A 19,839-nucleotide genomic window follows, 5' to 3' on the forward strand; every position below is an offset into this window, starting at 1 on the left:
GAATCTTTTAATGCGAAAATAAAAGCTTTCAGAAGTCAATTTAGAGGAGTCAGAAAAATTGATTTTTTTCTATTCAGATTATCCAATCTTTTTGCTTAGTCCCCAACTTTTGAACTTGATCCCAGATAGACAGTGAGTTATGTTTAAAAAAAAACAGGAAAAGTGATTGTTTTAATCCCTTCTCCTGTCAAGTGACCACAAACGAACAAATGTCGAAACATTTTGTAGAGGATTTGAAGAAATTAGCCTATTATTTGGAAGAATCTGTAAGATGATTTTTGATTTTGGTGGTTTGGATGTCCTGTTGAGGATTTTTTGTTTTTTATACATGTTTGAAACAAAAGTATATTCATGCTAATTCGTATTCAGCAGCGACAATAATAGAAAAGTACAATTAAATTTGGATTAGACTACCTTCATTTCCTTCTGAAAATTAGATAAACACTTTTATGGAAATACTAATTTAGCATACAATTTAAGTTAAGAGTAAAATCTTAATTTTAACACATGAAACAAGAAAGAAAAATTTACGATCCAGCTTTCAAAATCAAAGTTGAGGAATTAAGTAATGAAAGAAGCAATTTCTCAGAGTTAGCTAGAGAACTAGGCATTAAAGTATCTTTGTTGCATATATACACCCCTTTAATAGTACACATACCCCCTTTTGTAATTTTATTATACCTTTACCTTGCATGTTATTATTAAGTGATTTTATATCTTAATTTTTAATCTTTTAATATGAAGAAAATAACAACCTTTTTTGTTTGTTTTATATTATCTTTTTTTCATCCCAATTTTGTTAGGTCACAGGGGACAAATTTGTATTTTGACCATATAAACTATGATGTGAATTTTTCACAAAGTATGATATCTAGTATACACCAAACTAAGAAAGGTTTTATATGGATAGGCACTGCTAATGGATTAATCAGATATGATGGATACAATTATTTAAAATTCTCTAGAAACAAAAAAGATTTAGGAACCATAAGCAACAATCATATTAATGTAATATTAGAAGATAAAGCAAGCAACCTATGGATTGGTACTAATAATGGTTTAAATCTATTTAATAGAAAAAAGAATAGCTTTATAAATATTGATATCCCTCCAATTAAAGGAGGTAGAAATTATATTTCTTCTATTATCCAAGATCCATTTGAAAATTTGTGGATAGGGACTTTTGGAGGTGTTAAAAGGTTAGATTTCAAAAATAAATTACTAAAAGAAATTTCGTCTGACCCTAATTCAGTCTTTCGGGAATGTAGGGCACTTACTTTATTTTATGATAATCAGTATGGTGTTTTTGTAGGTACAGCCAAGGGCTTAAAATGTTTTGATATTAAAAATGGGAATGAAAAGAAATTACCTGAAATTTTCGAAAATAATATATCGTTTTCGAAAGCCAAGATTATCAAGATTGTTAAAGAAAAAAATGGTGATTTATGGTTTGCAACAGAAACTAATGGTGCGTTTTTGTTTTCTAAAAAAAATAACAAACTAATCAATTATTTACAAAATTTTAAAAATAAAAATAGTTTAGCATCTAATTGGGTTAATGATATAATATCTATTGATGATAATACCCTTTGGTTTGCAACTAAAAATGGTTTGTGTATTTTTAAAAAAGATAAAAATAAATTTTTTAATTATAAACATGATCCTTTAATAAGTTATAGCCTTTCAGATAATGATGTAAAATGTTTATTAAAAGATCGATATGGGAGTGTATGGTTGGGTACAGTTGGAGGTGGAGTGAACTTTTTTCATACCACTAATACCAATTTTATTGATATTAGTGAAACTACTATATCAAATTTTGGATTGAATAATTCTTTAGTAAATGCAATTGAAAAAGATGATAATGGAGTATTGTGGATCGGTACTTATGGTGGAGGATTAAATTGTCTTGATTTTAAAAATAATAGGAGTTCCTCTTATCTTATAGATCCTTATGATACAGAAAAACGACTCAATACAATTTCGGCATTAGTTAATAAAAATCCAGATGTTTTATTATGCGGAACATATAATGGTCTTTTTGAATTTAATAAGAAAAATAAAATATTTAGAAACATACCATTGTCTTTAAATGGATTTAATAATGATGAAAGGCCTATAAATTCCTTGTTAATGGATCATGGTGATTTATGGGTTGGTAGTAATGGGAGCGGATTAAAGAAAGTTACATCAACTGGAAAACTTGAGATATATTTAGCTGATGGTAACCGCAATTCATTAAGTGATAATTTTGTAACAGACATTGAAAATCGAAATAATTTTTTATGGTTAGCTACTCAAGATGGATTGGATTTGTTTGATAAAAAAACAAATAAAGTTATAAAAGTATATAGAACGGGTTCTACTAATTCTATTGCTAATAATAGCTTGACAGTATTATTTACAGATTCAAAAAAAAGACTTTGGATAGGAGCTGATTACGATGGGCTTAATTATTTTGACGAAAAAACTGAGAAATTTTATGTCATTAATAAATCGATGGGCTTCACTGATGAAACAATAAAAAGTATTGTGGAAGATGCAGAAGGTAATCTATGGGTAACGGCTAATGATTTGTTGTATAGAATAAAAATAAAAAATTTTAACTTACCATTCAAAGCCTCTAATTTTGAAATAACTACTTTCTCATCTAAAGATGGTTTGAAAGTAAAACAATTTTCGACTAATTCTGGTTTAAATTTAAATGAAAATCAACTTGTTTTTGGATCATCAAAAGGTCTTATAGTTTTTAATCCATTAAAAGTAGTTAAAACTCAAAATGAAAGTGAAATTGTTTTAACTAAACTTATTGTTAATAATAAAGAGATATTGCCTGGAAATAAGGAGGTTCCTCTTGAAAAAACAATAACAGAAACATCTGAAATAACTTTGAAACATAGTCAGTCTTTTATAGGGATTGAGTTTAGTGCAATGAACTTTGTAAATACAGAGAATAATATGTATTCTTATAAGTTAGAAAGGTTGTTTAATAAAGATGATTGGCATGATATAGGATCACAACATAATATAAATTTAGTAGACCTACAATCAGGTAGTTATGTTTTAAGTATTAAGACATCAAATGAAAAGGGATTGTGGAACCCCTCCATTAAAACTATAAAAATAATTATACTTCCACCATGGTGGAGAACTTGGTGGGCTTACATGATTTATTTTTGTCTGATTATTATTTCTTCAATATTTCTTTTTCGTTTTTTTAGAAATCGAGAAATATTAAAGCGAGCCCTATACTATGAGCAGGTTGAGAAAGAAAGACAGCAGGAAATGTATAAAATGAAGCTGGATTTTTTTACCAATGTTTCGCACGAAATTAGAACACCATTGACACTTATTAGCGGACCTGTTGAACAACTTTTAAATAGTGCTGAGAAAGATAGTACTCTAGAGAATAAATTGAAAATTATTAAAAATAATTCAGATCGATTATTGAAATTGGTAAATGAATTAATGGATTTTCGAAAAGCAGAGAAGGGGAGCATGAAAATTTATTGTGAACAACAAGATATTGTACCGTTTTGCTTTGAAATTTATGAATCATTTAGAGGAATTGCTGTTGAAAAGAACATTGATTATAAATTTGTTTTGAATATTAATTCTATTTTGGTGTATTTTGATAAAAATCAAATGGAAAAAGTTATTTATAATTTACTTTCAAATGCATTTAAGTTTACTAATAAAAATGGTCGCATTACTTTGGCCGTAGAACAAAAAGGAAAGGATTCAGATATATTAGAGATAAAAGTAAAAGATAATGGTATTGGTATTCCTGAAAACAGAAAGCAGAAAATATTTAAAAACTTTTTTCAATTAGACGATAGAGGTAGTAATAATTTGGGTAGTGGAATTGGATTGGCATTAAGTAAAAGCATTGTTGAGTTACATAAAGGAGAACTTAAAGTTCAAACGGAAAAGGACTCTAATTTTACAACTATTTTTACAATTACTTTAAAGAAAGGAAAGGAGCATTTGAAGAAGTCTCAAATAGTAGAAAATCAATTTTCTAAACCTGACTTTGAAAGTTTGATTGTAGATCAAAAAGCTGAAATTATAATGCAGAAGGTAGAAGAATATATAGAAGAATATCAAGATGATAAAAAAACACTTTTAATTATAGATGATAATGAAGAGGTCTTATCATTTGTTTATGATGTTTTAAGAGAAGATTATCGGATTTTGAAATTTTTCAATGCTCAAGATGCATTAGATTTTATGGAAAAAGAGATTCCGGATTTAATTATTAGTGATGTTATGATGCCTGAAATGGATGGTTTTGAATTGTGCAAAATATTAAAAACAAATCAAAATACAAATCATATACCTGTTATTTTATTGACGGCAAAATCATCTACCTTGAATAGGATAGAAGGCCTTTCCACGGGAGCCGATTCTTATATTTCCAAACCTTTTAGTATTGAAGTTTTAAAACTAAATATTATAAATTTATTATCTGCTAAAGAGATAATACGTCAAAAATATAGTGAAAAATTTATTGGAGGTTTAGAAATTGAAAATTTAGAAACACCTGAAGGAATTTTTCTTAAGAAATTGACTCAAATAATTAATGATAATATTGACAATTCTAATTTTGATGTAAATGATTTAGTAAAAGAAATAGGAATGAGTAGAACTGTTTTGTATAAAAAAGTTCAAACAATAACTAATCAATCAGTAGCTGGGTTTATTAAAGATATGAGATTGAAAAAAGCCGCAAATTTGTTAATCCATACTAATTTTCCAGTATCTGAGATTACATATATGGTTGGATTTAATGATAGAAAACATTTTAGTAAAGAATTCAAAAAACTTTACAAATTATCTCCTACTGAATATAAGAGTTCACAAACAGGAAAAGAGTAAAAAAAGGCCCAATTAAGGGCCTTTGACAATTAATTTAAAAACAGAATTATTCTAAAATTAGGTTAATTCTATTTAATTCTTCTTCTGAAAAGAAATAATTTTGAAGACAATTTATAGAATCTAATAGTTGTTCAGGTTTACTGACACCTACAAGAACCGAACTAATTTGGTTGTCTTTTAATATCCATGCTAATGCCATTTGAGCTAGGTTTTGGCCACGTTCTTCAGCAAGAGTATTCAATTGAATTACTTTTTTTATTTTCTCATCCGATACTTGATTTTCATCAATTGCACCATTACCACGTTGACTTGATGCTCTTGAACCAGCGGGTATTCCTTTTAAATATTTATTGGTTAACAATCCTTGAGCGAGTGGAGAAAAAGGAATACATCCCACTTGGAATTGTTTTAAAACATCCAAAAGTCCATTTTCAACCCAGCGATCAAACATAGAATATCTGGGTTGATGAATTAGGCAAGGAGTTCCTAATTGTTTTAATATATCAAAAGCTTTTGCCGCCTCTTCAGGTTCATAACTAGATATGCCTACATACAATGCTTTTCCTTGCCTGACCATTAAATCTAATGCAGCCATAGTTTCTTCTAAAGGGGTTTCTGGATCTGGACGGTGGTGATAAAAAATATCTACATATTCTAACCCCATTCTTTTTAAACTTTGATCAAGGCTAGCAACTAGATATTTTTTAGAACCCCAATCTCCATAAGGGCCATCCCACATGCCCCAGCCAGCTTTGGTAGAAATTATTAATTCATCTCGATACGGGATAAAATCCTCCTTAAATATTTTTCCAAAATTTGCTTCTGCCGAACCTGGAGGAGGCCCATAATTATTGGCAAGATCAAAATGAGTGATACCGTTATCAAAAGCTACACGTAATATATTACGAGCATTTTCAAGAGTATCTATATCACCAAAGTTATGCCATAAGCCTAGTGAAATTGCAGGTAATTTTAATCCGCTATTACCACATCTTCGATATTCCATTTTTTGGTATCGTTCGGGATTAGGTTTGTATTGCATAAAAATAATTTTAAAAGTTATAAATTGAAATAAAGACATTCTTTTTTTTACAAAGATTCATATTTGGCAAGTGCTTTTTTCATGATTTCAAGGTCACTTGTTCCTCTAAGTCCACTAAAACCTACTGCCAGTTTTAATCCAGTATTTAGTGTAATAGGTTGTCCTCCTTCCCAACCAATAAGGTCTGGAGCTTCAATTCCATTAGCATTTTCATCTACTACTTTTGTAAAAACCATTCTTTCGTATTCACCTGTTTTAACACCTGTTAACCAAACCTGACTAGCTTTTGTCCACGCTACTGTATAAGATTGTCTTAATCTTGGTGTATTGCTTCCAAACATTTTCCCATAGACATTTTGATTCTCATCAATTATACAAACAGCCAAATTTCCATTTGAAATGCTTTTGTCTTCTGGATTGCCCATATACAAAGGGATTAGTTTTTCAATGGCATTGAATATTTTATTTGTAATTTCTAACATTTCATTGTTGTTCATCTGTGTCGTTATTATTTGATTTTTTAATCGGACTTTATAAAATTAGATTTATTTCTTTTCCGTTTGCGAAAAATATAGGTTTTGATTATCGATTTTTAAGAGTATTGTTTCATTCATCAAGTATAAATGGGTTTAAACAAAGGAATTAATAAGTGTTCAAATATATTTATAAAAAAAGAGTAGGGTGGTCACAAGAGTTTTTCTTTGGGGGTAGAAATGTTTCTAAAGTGGTTTACAGATAATTGAAAAGAGCAGAATTACTAAGACAAATTATAATTAGCAGCTCAGAATCATAAACAATACATATACCCCCCTATTTAAAAATCTTTAGACACTATTGAGAAAGAGGGAATGAGGATATTTGCCAAATTGATTAAGCAATCAAACTGTAAACAAAAAATGTAAATCCATGGTTAAAATCAGTCCTATATTATTTTTATTTTTTATTTTGAATTGTAATGCACAAGTAAAACAAAATGACATTCCTATTGAAGACGAAGTTATAAGTTATACATTCGAACAAGTGGCTAGTGGAATTGTTATTCCTTGGGGAATGGTTCTGTTGCCAGATAATACATTGTTGGTAACGGAAAAAAGCGGCTCGCTTTTTCATGTAAAAAACGGTGTAAATACAGAAGTCAAAAATGTTCCTAAGGTCTATAAGCGTGGTCAAGGAGGTTTATTGGATATAGCGTTACATCCAAATTTTGAAATTAATGGGTGGATTTATATGACTTTTTCTTCAGAAGATGTGGAGGGAGAAGGAGGTAACACTAAACTAATTCGTGCAAAGTTAGTTGATGACAGTTTGGTGCAAATGGAAGAATTATACAAGGCAACCCCAAATACCACAGGTCCTAATCATTTTGGTTCTCGAATAGCATTTGATAATCAAGGTTATGTTTATTTCAGTATTGGCGAGAGAGATAAAAAATTTGAAAATCCCCAAGATGTTACTCGAGATGGAGGGAAAATTTATCGATTGCAAGAGGATGGAAGAATACCTGAAGATAATCCATTTGTAGGGAAGCCTGGTGCAAAGGAAGCTATTTTTTCATTTGGTCATCGTAATCCCCAAGGAATGACCAAAAATCCAATTACAGGCGAAATTTGGACACATGAACACGGTCCGCAAGGTGGTGATGAAATTAATATTGTCAAAAAAGGAGCTAATTATGGTTGGCCTGTAATTACTTATGGTATTAATTATGATGGAAAAATTATAAGTGATATAACAGAAAAGGAAGGAATGGAACAACCTTTATATTATTGGGTTCCTTCTATTGCTCCTGGAGGAATGGTTTTTGTTTCCGGTGACCGTTATCCAGATTGGAAAGGATGTTTACTTGTGGGAGCCATGAAATTTAAATATTTAGAACTGCTTAAAATGAAAGACAACAAAGTAATCAGTAGACAAAAAATTGCTACTGATATAGGGCGTGTGAGAAATGTAATCCAAGGACATGATGGCTATATCTATTTTGCTGTAGAACAAAAAGGAATCTTTAGAATTATACCTAATTAAACAATGATAGTTAATAAACTTTATTTTTTGACAAGTACTCTTTTGCTCAGTTTAGCCTATTTTGGTTTGTCGAGTTCCGTTTTAAAAGAAGTCGATAGTAAAAAACACTTAATTTCTGACGAGAATCAGGATAAAACTAATTTACAAAAAAGTATAAACAGGGGTAAAGAAATTTATTCTGATTTCTGTGTCCAATGTCATTTGGCAAACGGAAAAGGAGATTTGGTTAATTTTCCTCCTCTTGATGGCTCAGATTGGCTTTTCAAGAAGCGAAAACAAAGTATACATGCAATAAAATACGGGCAAACAGGTGTTATTATAGTTAAGGGTAAAAAGTTCAACAACATTATGCCGGGATTAGGTCTTGAAAATCAGGAAGTGGCTGATGTAATGAATTATATAATGAATTCTTGGTCCAATAAGCAAAATAAAATGGTGACCGTTGAAGAAGTCAAGGCAATTCTTAAAATATAAGGAACTACATCCTTTTTAAAAAGAATTAGAATAGATAACTTTTCTTTTAAATTAACCCAAATACAAACCGCAGTATTAAGATTTTAATGAGTCTTAACTATTGCGGTTTTGTTTATTTATAAGAAAAGTAAATGATACGTTATCATAAAATTTATTGGGTTACCCAGATAAAAGGATATATGGAATACTGATCTCAAATCCCCTTTTTTTATGATATAGGCTTTTGATTAAAATTCTTTAGTAAAATCAATAGTCACTTTACTTCCTCTTGAATTTAGTCTCAATACTATCCTAAAAAATGTTCTGCCGTTTTTTTAAGGCTGAAAAGTCTCTGATTGCGATTTTGGTTTTTCAGAGAGGAAAAGCTCAGTTAGTTTATTTATTATTTAGGCATATGATACGTATGTACCCCTAAAAAAAAATTCTCAGACACTGCTTAAAAAGAAGTAATGGTAATATTTGCTATAGTGATTTAGATAAACCAATTTATTAATCAAAAAAAATAAAAACCAAAAAAATGAAGAAAAATAACATCTTTCAGTTAGTCGTAATTTTTGCTGTTGCAATTTTTGCTCTAACGAATTGTTCCTCTTTTGCCCAAAAGTCAAAACAAAAACAACCAGAGGTCAAAGTGTCTTTAAATGCTTATTCTTTTAATGATTTGTTATCCGCTAAACATCAAAAAGATAAACAGCCATTGTATACTTTATTTAATTTAATGGACTGGTGTGCTTCTCAAAAAATTGAGGCAATTGATTTAACCGGGTATTATTTTCCGGGATATCCAGAGGTTCCTTCTGACGAATATATAGCACAACTTCGAAATAAAGCAAAACAATTAGGTATTGTTATCACAGGAACTGGGATTCGAAACAATTTTGCTTCACCTGATCCAGCTGTCAGAGCGGCCGATGTAGAATTAGCCAAAAAATGGGTAGTGGTAGCTTCAAAATTAGGAGCTCCGGTTTTGAGAGTTTTTGCTGGTGAAATCCCAAAAGGTTATGAAGATAAGTGGGACGAAGTAGCAGAATGGATGATTGATGCCTACAAACAATGTGCTGTTGAAGGCGAAAAATACGGTGTTAAGATTGGTATACAAAATCATGGGGATATGCTTCAAAGCGCTGAACAGTGTTTGAAAGTTTTGAAAGGTGTTGATAGTAAATGGGCGGGTTTAATTGTAGATACAGGTAATTTTAAAACCACCGATCCTTATGTGGATATCGAAATTACAGCTCCTTATGCAGTAAACTGGCAGATTAAAGAGAGCGCTTTTGGTATTGGAAGTCCAATCCGAACTGATTTGGAGCGTTTGATGGAAATTTTTAAGAGAACAGGTGTTAAAGGTTATTTTCCGATAGAGACCATATTGCTAAAAGGAATTCAATACGATCCATTTGTGCTTGTTCCTGATTTGATTAATGAATTAAATATCGCAAGAGATAAAGTTTATAAATAGTCTTTTAAAATTTAAAATAATGAAAAGCAGTATTAAAAGAAGTAGTATAATCCTTGTTGTATTATTTTTTCTAACCGGTTCGTTCATCTTGTCTGCCCAAAATAAATGGGGTACAGGTTTTGCATTTGAGCAAAATACCCGTTTAGGAAGAGGGGTTAATATTATTGGGTATGACCCTATTTGGAAGGATGCGTCCAAAGCCCGGATGAAAGACAAACATTTTAAACTAATCAAAGAGGCTGGTTTTAGTAATGTCCGATTGGTGATGAGTCCGTTTAAGTTCGCCATGGATGATTCCACCTACACTATAAATCCCAACTTTTATACCACCTTGGATTATGCTATTAAGGAATCATTGAAAAATAAATTGATGGTAATAGTAGATTTTCATGAGCATGGTGCAATGGGAAAAGATCCTTTAGGTAATAAAGCGAAGTTGTTGTCTATGTGGAAACAAATAGCCATTCATTGCAAAGAGTATTCAAATGATGTTCTGTTTGAAATATGCAATGAACCCAATATGAAGCCTGAAATATGGAATGAAATCCAAAAAGAAGCCTACAAGATTTTAAGAGAGTCCAATCCAGACAGAACTCTTCTTATAGGAGCAATTAATGGCAATCAGATAAAGTTTTTAAAAGACCTTGATTTACCCGAAAAGGATAAAAATATAATTGTAGCCATTCATTATTACAGTCCGATTCAGTTTACACATCAAGGGGCTCCATGGTCCAAGAACAATAAAGATTTGAGTGGTATTGAATGGCTAGAGTCTAAAAGTGAAAAAGACGCTGTTCGTCTTGATTTTGATATGGCTCAAGATTGGTCAAAAATACATAATGTACCGTTAACACTTGGGGAATTTGGAGCGTATGAAAAAGCGGATATGCCGTCTCGTCTTCGTTGGACCAATTATGTTGCTAGACAGGCCGAATTAAGAAAATGGAGTTGGAGTTATTGGCAGTTTGATTCCGATTTCATTGTTTATGATATGGACAAGGACGAATGGAAAACAGACCTTTTGAATGCTTTAATTCCATCCAAGAAAAAGAAAAATTAAAATGAATGAAAAAATTGTAAGGGCTGGAATTATTGGATCCGGTTTTGCCGCAAATTTCCATTATGAAGCAATCAAAAGGATATACAGTACCAAGGTAAAAATAGCGGGAGCATTTTCTACCCGTAATGCAATAAATTTTACTGCTCCTCGAAATATCAAAAATCTTGACAGTCTGGAGGAATTAATTGATGCTTCGGATATGCTGCATGTCTGCACACCGCCATCAACTCATGAAGAATTAGTTATAGCTGTATTGAAACGCGGGAAACATGTTATCGTTGAAAAACCATTTACAGGATATTTTGGAGACGGATCCTCAGTATTTAATGGTGATACCTTTTCAAGAGAAATTGGATTAAAACAGGCTAAGGAAAGCATTCAGCGGATGCTAAAGGCGGAAGAGGAAAGCGAAGGATCCATTTTCTACGCAGAAAATTGGGTTTATGCACCAGCTATTCAGAAAGAACGTGAAATTATTGAAAAAACGAAGGCACAAATCCTTTGGATTCAAGCACAACAATCCCACTCTGGTTCGCATTCCATGGATTACGGAAAATGGCATCTTTCAGGCGGAGGCTCATTAATGGGAAAGGGAAGTCATCCTTTGGCCGCTTCGATTTATTTGAAGCATGTAGAAGGGAGAGCTCGAACAGGAATACCAATTCGCCCTAAAAGTATTTCGGCAAGAACACATAAAATTACAAGAATGGCAAGCTTTAAAAACGAAGGAGGACATTTGCGAGATACCTATACTGACGTAGAAGATTATGCTTCCATTCATCTTGTTTTTGAGGACGGAACCATCGCCGATATTGTGGCAAGCGAATTGTTGCAGGGCGGAGTAAAAAACTATGTCGAAGTGCATGCAAATAATCATAGGACACTTTGTAATATAGCGCCTAATGATGCGATGATAACTTATAATCCAAAAGAAGAAAACTTCAATGATATTTATGTTGTTGAAAAGACAGAAACCAAACAGGGTTGGTCTTTTGTGTCTCCTGACGAGGCTTGGTTTAATGGGTACCAACACGAAATGGATGCATTTTACAGATCCTTGGTTTTTGGTGAACCAAATGAAAGCAACAGCAAATTAGCCGCTGACGTAATTGTAACGATTTATACGGCCTATTTGTCTGCCGAACAAAATGGTGTCGAAATGCCAATAACAATTTTATAATTAATTAAATAATTAGTTCAAGTTCATTTTATTGATGAATACATCTAATTCAAAAAAAAATACTATATAATGAATTTAAATAATGAAAATCAAGTGTTTGAAGGGAAAAAGTACAGATGGACCATTCTTTCACTTGTCTTTTTTGCCACAACAATCAACTATTTAGACCGTCAAGTCATCAGTCTGTTAAAAGACGATTATTTAACCCCATTATTTAATTGGAATGAGTCCGATTATGCAAACATAGTAGTAGTTTTTCAAGTTACATATGCTATAGGAATGGTGGGATCCGGATTTATTATTGATAAGATCGGGACGAAATGGGGTTATGCACTTTCATTAACGATTTGGAGTATTGCTTCCATTGGTCATGCATTAGCAAAATCGACTTTTGGTTTTATGATCGCTAGAGGTGTTTTGGGAGTAAGTGAAGCCGGTAATTTTCCGGCAGCGATTAAAACTGTAGCCGAATGGTTTCCTAAAAAAGAACGCGCTTTGGCGGCTGGAATATTTAATTCAGGGACAAATATTGGTGCTATTTTGGCGCCGCTTACGGTTCCTTTTATCGCAGAGGTATGGGGATGGGAATGGGCGTTTATCATTACAGGAGTCATTGGACTTATCTGGTTGCTTTTTTGGTGGCTATTTTATGAGAGCCCTCATAAGCACAAAAAAATATCAAAAGCAGAATATGATTATATACATGCCGATGATATTGATGATTTAACAATTTCAGAAAAACAGGAAAAAGTTAAATGGGTGAAATTATTGGGTTATAAGCAAACATGGGCTTTTGCTTCATTGAAATTTTTTAGTGATCCTGTTTGGTGGTTTTTATTGTTTTGGTTGCCTTCTTTTTTAAACAAACAATACGGAATGACGAAAATGGAATTAGCCTTGCCAATTGCTGTTGTCTATACGATGGCTATGTTTGGGAGTATTGGTGGAGGTTGGCTTTCAGGGTATTTTATAGGTCGCGGTTGGCCTATTTATAAAGCCCGTAGAACCGCATTATTAATTTTTGCTTTTTGTGCGTTACCCATGTTGATAGCTCAATGGTTGGGAACATATAACTACTGGTATGCAGTTGTTATTATTGGTTTGGCAGCATCTGCGCATCAAGCATGGTCTGCCAATATTTTCACTACAGTTTCAGATATGTTTCCTAAAAAAGCGGTTGCTTCAGTCGTTGGAATTGGAGGTATGATTGGAGCTGCAGGAGGAGTAATTATTGCAAAATCAGCAGGGTTAATCTTGGATTATTATTCGGGGATAGGAAATATTGAAACAGGCTATTATATAATGTTTATTATTTGTGCTCTTTCCTATTTGGTTGCCTGGTTCGTCTTTAGTCTTTTGGTTCCAAAAATGACCAGAGCAAATATTTAATTGTCAATTTATAATAGTTTATAAAATAAAAAAAATGAAATTAAATTCTCTTTACACTTATGTTCTTTTTACTGGATTAGTTTTCACAAATAGTGCTTTTGCACAATTAGTTGAAACGATCAATCCATTAGAAAAAAGATTGGATGGCTTGTTAGCTAAAATGAGTACTCAAGAAAAGATAGAACAATTATATTATCTAACTGATGGAAATAAAAGACTAAATATTCCTCAGTTTACCGGAAGTGATGGACCACATGGAATAGGAAATAATGCAAAAGGCTATTCTTCGTTTCCTGTTACCATTGCTATGGCAGCCACTTGGGATCCTAATTTAATTACAAGAGTTGGTAGAGCCATAAGTGAAGAACAGGCAGCTCGTGGAAAAGATAGAATTGCGGGGCCAACATTGGATATGCTTATAGATCCTAGAATAGGTCGTGCTCCTGAAACTATTGGTGAAGATCCATTTTTGGGAGGAAGAATTTCTTCAGCTTTTATTTTAGGACAGAATACGACTTCGGTTTTTGGTTCGGTTAAGCATTATAATTTGAATACATACGAAATCAATCGTCGTACTAATGATTACCTAAGTGATCAAAGAAGTTTAGTTGAATTTTGGGGTTTTCATTGGAAAAGATCCATTCAATTTGGAGGCGCCCTATCTGTAATGTGTGCGTACAATTGGGTCAATGGAGACAAATGTGCCGAAAACAAATACATGATAAAAAACCTTTTACGTGATCTTTGGGGATTTGACTATTATACGATGAGTGATTGGGGCGGTTTTAAAGAAACGGGAAAAGCCCTTAACGCAGAACTCGATTTTTGTGAGGGCAATGATTTGTATATCAAAGAACTTCCGGATGGTGTTAAAAATGGGATTTATGACATTAGTTTAGTCAATCGTGCAGTAAGAAATGTTTTGAGAACTAAAATTATTTCTGGAATGATGGATGGTGTTCCAGTTACGCCAGCTTCAATGATAGACAGCAAGGAACATAGAGAATTAGTTTATGAAAGTGGTTTAAAAGGTTTGGTTCTTCTTAAAAATGAAAAGAATATTTTGCCTTTAGATAAAAATAAAGTCAAATCAGTGGCGCTTATTGGCCCTAATGTTACTGAATTACCATTAGACGGAAATAGTAGTTCTAAAGTACTTCCTTCCTATCAGATATCAGTAGAAAATGGCATTAAAACGATATTAGGTGACGATAAAGTAGTTTATGCCAAAGGGTGTAACATCAATGATACAGATAAATCGCAATTTGATGCAGCTATCAAAGCGGCAAAAGAAGCAGAATATGTAGTATTTGTAGCTGGATTGGACAAAACAATTGAAGGAGAAGGCTATTTCATCAATAAAGAAGCCGACGAAAACGGAGGTGGAGTTTTAAGTCGTCCAGACAGACCTTCGCAAACGGTATTATTGCCAGGAATGCAAAATGAATTAATTAACGCGATAGCAAAAGTAAATTCTAATGTTATTTTAGTGGTAGTTTCGGGAGGAACATGCAGTGTTACTCCTGTCCTTAAAAATGTAAAAGGATTGTTGTATGCGTTTTATCCAGGACAAGAAGGAGGAAGGGCTATTGCTGATGTGTTATTTGGTAATTATAATCCTTCTGGAAAACTACCAGCCACGATTCCAAAAGACGACAGCCAAATTATCCCAATCAGTACCGATTTTAAAAATATGGTTTACAAAGGAGTGGGGTATCGTTGGTTCGATAGCCAGAAATTAACTCCTGAATTTGCATTTGGAGCAGGAATCAGTTATACCACTTTTGAGTATTCTAATATTAAAATCAATAAACCAAAAGCTAAAGTTGGTGAGTTAATTGAAGTTTCTTTCGATTTAAAAAATGCCGGAAAAACAGTTGGGGAAGAAGTGGCTCAACTTTATCTTTCCACAGGAACTATTCTTCCTGCTTTGGCCATGCCAACTAAACAGTTGCGTGGGTTCCAAAAAGCTGCTTTAAACCCTGGCGAGACAAAAAGAATTACTTTAAAGTTAACTCCAGAAGAATTGTATGTCTATAATGAAAAAACCAATTCGTACCAAGTGCCACAAGGAGACTACATTGTCCAAGTGGGTGGAGCATCAGATCAATTACCCCTTAAAGCTTCGTTTACTTTGGCTGCAGCAAGCCCAAAACCAGACTTGCAAGTGGTCAATATTCGTACTATGCCAGTTTTTCCTAAAGAGGGAGAACCTGTTGTATTTATGGCTTCATTGATTAATAACGGAACAGGAGAAACAAAAATAGGTGATGATCATATTGTTCATTTTTATGTTGATGGCAAGGAGGTAGCAAATTATTATTCAAAATCAATCTCAATACCTGTTGGTGGAATGGAACAAACTTGCGCCCAAGGGTTAGATAACAAGAATTGGATAGCCACTGCAGGAAAATATACTATTACAGCCAAGGTTGAAGTGCCAAAAAGCAAAGATCTTATCAAAGAAAACAATAGCTGTGAAGGACAATTAAGTATTCCTAACGGTAAAGTGATTCCAACAGAAATTTCAAAATTTATACAATAACCAAGAATCGAAAAGTTACATGAAACAGTATTTTATCCTTTTATCTTTTATCCTTGCCGGTCTGTCATCAAATGCCCAGCAATCAGTGAGACCATTGTACAAAAATCCCAAAGCACCTATTGAAGATCGTATTAAAGATTTATTGTCACGAATGACCTTAGAAGATAAATGCAGACAAATTGATGTTTGGCATCCTAAGGTTGATCTAAGTAAAGCTACAGAATTAAAAAAAGCAGTTAGTAGTTTAGGAGATACCATAAAAAACGGAATAGGATTTTTACAATTTAAAGTTGAAATGAACAATGAGGACTATCGAGGACGGTTTAATGCCATTCAAAAATATTTTGTGGAAGAAACTAGGCTCGGAATTCCAGCAATTTCTAATGGCGAAGGCTGTCACGGTTTTGTAGGGAATGAGAATAAATCAACTGTTTTTCCGGTTTCAGCATCATTGGGGAGCACTTGGAATACAGAATTAATAGAATCTGTATTTGGGGCTGTAGCCAAAGAAATGCGTAGTTACGGCATCACACACGCTGCAACACCTGTAATAGATTTAATGCGTGATCCTCGTTTTGGAAGAGCTGACGAAATGTTGGGTGAAGACCCGTACCACGTAGCCCAGATGGGCATTGGGGCTGTATTTGGTTTGCAAGGTCATACTCCATTTATTGACGAAAACCACGTAATAGCTTGCGCCAAACATTTTTCTGGACATGGGCAGCCGGAAGCAGGAACCAATTTGGCTCCAGCCAATTTCTCCGAAAGAATTCTTCGCGAAAATCATTTCTATCCTTTTGAAATGGCGGTAAAAAAAGCAAATGTTCGCACCGTAATGGCTTCTTATAATGAAATAGACGGGATTCCTAATCACGCCAATAAATGGTTGCTCCAAGATGTACTTCGTGGCGAATGGGGTTTTACTGGATATGTGATTTCTGATTATGATGCTGTAAATAGAATGGTAACGCGTCAACATACATGTTTAGACAAAGCCGAAGCAGGAAAAAGAGCCATTTCTGCTGGAATGGATTTTGAATGTCCAAGCAACTGGAAAAACTACTGCTTTAGTGCTTTGCCAGCATTAATTAAATCAGGCGAAGTAAAAGTGGCTGACCTAGATTCATCAGTAACTCGTGTCTTGAGAAATAAATTTATGATGGGCTTGTTTGAGCAGCCTTACATAAAAACTGTTTCCGAAAAAATAAAATTGGAAGACCAGATTAAACACAGAAAAATTGCTTTACAAGCTGCAGAACAAGGAATGATTTTGTTGAAGAACAACAATAAAACCTTGCCGTTTAACGAAAATAAAATCAAACGATTGGCAATAATAGGACCGAATGCTGATGAGGTACATTACGGAACTTATGCTAACGATAAAACTCCAGGAACATCGATATTAAAGGGATTGTCTGAATTTGGAAAAGGAAAATTCGAAGTAGTTTTCTCCGAAGGCTATAAAATTTACGAAAACGATAGTACCATCACGGCGGTCGAAAAAACTCTAGAAGCAGAGAACAAGCGTATTCAAGACGCTGTAGCATTAGCCAGTACTTGTGACGCCGTATTAATGGTAATGGGAGGCAACGAATTGACTTGTCGTGAAGATTGGAAAAATCATTCTGGTGATTATTATGATTTAAATCCTATGGGAAGACAAGACGATTTAGCCAAAGCTATTTTTGCACTCAACAAACAAACTGCGGTTTTGTTAATCAACGGAAGACCTTTGGCGGTAAATTATTTGGCCGAAAATGCACCAGCACTTATTGAAGGTTGGTATTTAGGGCAGGAACAAGGTACTGCTGTGGCCAATGTTGTGTTTGGAAAAGTCAATCCATCGGGGAAACTTGCTGTAACTATTCCGCGTCATGTAGGACAATTGCCAGTCTATTACAATAGCAAACCATACGTACATGAAAGCCCTTATATTGATGGTGATTATTCGCCATTGTATCCTTTTGGATTTGGATTAAGCTACACTGAGTATAAATATGCCAACTTGAAATTGGATACCAAAAAAATAAATCCGAATCAACCGGTTACGGCAACTATTGAAGTGACTAATATAGGTGATAGAGATGGTGACGAGATTGTTCAACTTTATATTCGAGATAAAGTGAGTTCCGTTACTCGACCTATTCATGAATTAAAAGACTTTGCTCGTGTAGCTATCAAAAAAGGAGAGACAAAAACAATTTCATTTGTGATAACACCAGATAAATTACAGTTTTACGGTCTTGACATGAAGCGTATTGTTGAACCTGGAGAATTTGAAATTCAGATAGGAAAAAGTTCAAAGGAATATGTATCAGATGTATTTGAAGTAGTTAAGCAATGAAAACAGATTTAAAAAACGAAATATTAACAACAAAATAATTATTTAATGAATATACAATTAAGACGCTTATGTCTCTCATTTTTATTGATTCTTTTACCGTTTTTGGTAAAAGCACAAGAGAATAGTTTTAAAGTTGAAGCCAAGAAGAATCCAACATCTCCATACATCGCTTATGAAACTAGAACAATCAGTCAGCTACCTAATTTCAATGTAAATAAAGAAATTGCTACAAATATTTATGGTAGTAGATTAGATAAAAAAGTAACAGCAACTGGTTTTTTTAGGACTGAGTTTATTGATGGTCGTTGGTGGGTTGTTGATCCAGAAGGATATCTGAATATTTGTAGAGCAGTGAACAATATTCAACAAGGTAGAGGAATTGTTTCTAAGAATGCAATGGCTTCAAAATTTGGAAATAGTTCTAAGCTTTGGATGACCAAAACAATGGAATATTTAAATGAAATTGGTTTTTATGGCGCGGGTTCTTGGTCCGTAAATGAAGAAATTATTTCGAATCCAAGACAAAAAACGAATCCATTAGCATATACTATTATCTTGAATTGGATGAGTGGATATGGTAAAGGTCGTATTGTACAACTTTCTGGTCATATGGGGTATCCAAACGATTGTATTTTTGTCTTTGAAAAAGGATTTGCCGAATATTGTGACACTAAAGCGAAAGCTTTGGCTGTCAACAAAAATGATAAAAACCTTTTTGGGTATTTTACGGATAACGAATTGCCTTTTAAAGATTATGTTTTAACGGGTTACTTAAAGTTAGGGGATTTAGAACCTAAAAATGAAAATTATTTGGCCGCAAAGAAATGGTTAAAAGATAATAACTATACCGAAGCTGACGCTGCAAATATTGATGTGCAAAAAAGGTTTCTGGGCTATGTTGGAAAAACTTATTTTTCAATCGTATACAAAGCTTTAAAAAAATACGACCCCAATCACATGAGTCTTGGTCCAAGGGTAGATAAAGAAGATGCTCGTGCCAATGATTATTTTATGAAAGCCATTGGTCCTTATGTAGATATACTTGCGATAAATTATTATAGAGAGTGGACACCAAAAAGTGATTTTATGACTACTTGGGGAACCAACTTAAATAAGCCTTTCATGGTTACAGAGTTTTATACTAAAGGAGAAGATTCTGGTTTAGCAAATACTTCTGGAGCTGGTTGGATTGTAAAGACGCAATTAGAGCGAGGATATGAATATCAGAATTATACTTTGGCTTTACTAGAATCAAAGTATTGCGTAGGATGGCACTGGTTTAAATATATGGATAATGATCCTTCGATGCCTGGAGAACCATCAAATATTGATGGTAACAAAGGAATTATGAAAATTGATTATGAGCCATACATTCCATTGGTAAATCAAATGAAAGAACTTAATTTGAAGGTGTACAACTTGATTGATTATTTTGATAAATAGTAT

Annotated in this window: 12 protein-coding genes; 10 read left to right on the plus strand and 2 right to left on the minus strand. The window is 33.2% G+C overall.

Annotated elements, in window-relative coordinates; translation table 11 throughout:
* Positions 1 to 738 precede the first annotated feature (738 nt).
* Entirely contained in the window at positions 739 to 4,878 is a 4,140-nt protein-coding gene (locus AAEO59_RS04595; RefSeq protein ID WP_341699564.1) for a two-component regulator propeller domain-containing protein, read from the plus strand.
* 46 nt (positions 4,879 to 4,924) lie between these two features.
* On the opposite strand, the gene mgrA is transcribed toward AAEO59_RS04595, so the two are convergent.
* Positions 4,925 to 5,920 carry an L-glyceraldehyde 3-phosphate reductase gene (gene mgrA, locus AAEO59_RS04600; RefSeq protein WP_341699565.1) on the minus strand — a complete coding sequence of 332 codons (996 nt, stop codon included), beginning with the start codon at positions 5,918 to 5,920 and terminating at the stop codon, positions 4,925 to 4,927.
* Positions 5,921 to 5,967: 47 nt separating this feature from the next.
* The gene (locus AAEO59_RS04605; RefSeq protein ID WP_341699566.1) at positions 5,968 to 6,417 is read right to left on the minus strand and encodes a GlcG/HbpS family heme-binding protein; all 450 of its coding nucleotides are present in this window, start codon (positions 6,415 to 6,417) and stop codon (positions 5,968 to 5,970) included.
* Positions 6,418 to 6,826: 409 nt separating this feature from the next.
* Here AAEO59_RS04605 and AAEO59_RS04610 point away from each other — a divergent pair, with 409 nt between their 5' ends.
* The 9 genes from AAEO59_RS04610 to AAEO59_RS04650 all read left to right on the plus strand — a co-directional run bounded on the left by AAEO59_RS04610 (position 6,827) and on the right by AAEO59_RS04650 (position 19,836).
* Positions 6,827 to 7,942 carry a PQQ-dependent sugar dehydrogenase gene (locus tag AAEO59_RS04610; protein ID WP_341699567.1) on the plus strand — a complete coding sequence of 372 codons (1,116 nt, stop codon included), beginning with the start codon at positions 6,827 to 6,829 and terminating at the stop codon, positions 7,940 to 7,942.
* A 3-nt stretch (positions 7,943 to 7,945) separates the two neighbouring features.
* Positions 7,946 to 8,416 carry a c-type cytochrome gene (locus tag AAEO59_RS04615; protein WP_341699568.1) on the plus strand — a complete coding sequence of 157 codons (471 nt, stop codon included), beginning with the start codon at positions 7,946 to 7,948 and terminating at the stop codon, positions 8,414 to 8,416.
* A gap of 517 nt (positions 8,417 to 8,933) precedes the next feature.
* Positions 8,934 to 9,875 (plus strand): sugar phosphate isomerase/epimerase family protein, encoded by a 942-nt coding sequence (locus AAEO59_RS04620; protein ID WP_341699569.1) that lies wholly within the window; start codon positions 8,934 to 8,936, stop codon positions 9,873 to 9,875.
* 19 nt (positions 9,876 to 9,894) lie between these two features.
* On the plus strand, positions 9,895 to 10,935 hold the full coding sequence (locus AAEO59_RS04625; protein ID WP_341699570.1) for a glycoside hydrolase family 5 protein: 1,041 nt from the start codon (positions 9,895 to 9,897) through the stop codon (positions 10,933 to 10,935).
* A 1-nt stretch (position 10,936) separates the two neighbouring features.
* Positions 10,937 to 12,115, plus strand: a complete 1,179-nt coding sequence (locus AAEO59_RS04630; protein WP_341699571.1) for a Gfo/Idh/MocA family protein — start codon at positions 10,937 to 10,939, stop codon at positions 12,113 to 12,115.
* A 69-nt stretch (positions 12,116 to 12,184) separates the two neighbouring features.
* On the plus strand, positions 12,185 to 13,504 hold the full coding sequence (locus tag AAEO59_RS04635; protein ID WP_341699572.1) for an MFS transporter: 1,320 nt from the start codon (positions 12,185 to 12,187) through the stop codon (positions 13,502 to 13,504).
* A 34-nt stretch (positions 13,505 to 13,538) separates the two neighbouring features.
* Positions 13,539 to 16,049 (plus strand): glycoside hydrolase family 3 C-terminal domain-containing protein, encoded by a 2,511-nt coding sequence (locus tag AAEO59_RS04640; RefSeq protein WP_341699573.1) that lies wholly within the window; start codon positions 13,539 to 13,541, stop codon positions 16,047 to 16,049.
* 19 nt (positions 16,050 to 16,068) lie between these two features.
* Positions 16,069 to 18,393 carry a glycoside hydrolase family 3 N-terminal domain-containing protein gene (locus tag AAEO59_RS04645; protein WP_341699574.1) on the plus strand — a complete coding sequence of 775 codons (2,325 nt, stop codon included), beginning with the start codon at positions 16,069 to 16,071 and terminating at the stop codon, positions 18,391 to 18,393.
* 45 nt (positions 18,394 to 18,438) lie between these two features.
* Positions 18,439 to 19,836, plus strand: a complete 1,398-nt coding sequence (locus AAEO59_RS04650; RefSeq protein ID WP_341699575.1) for a hypothetical protein — start codon at positions 18,439 to 18,441, stop codon at positions 19,834 to 19,836.
* Positions 19,837 to 19,839: the final 3 nt, after the last annotated feature.

The organism is Flavobacterium flavipallidum, assembly GCF_038289905.1.
Classification (GTDB): Bacteria; Bacteroidota; Bacteroidia; order Flavobacteriales; family Flavobacteriaceae; genus Flavobacterium; species Flavobacterium flavipallidum.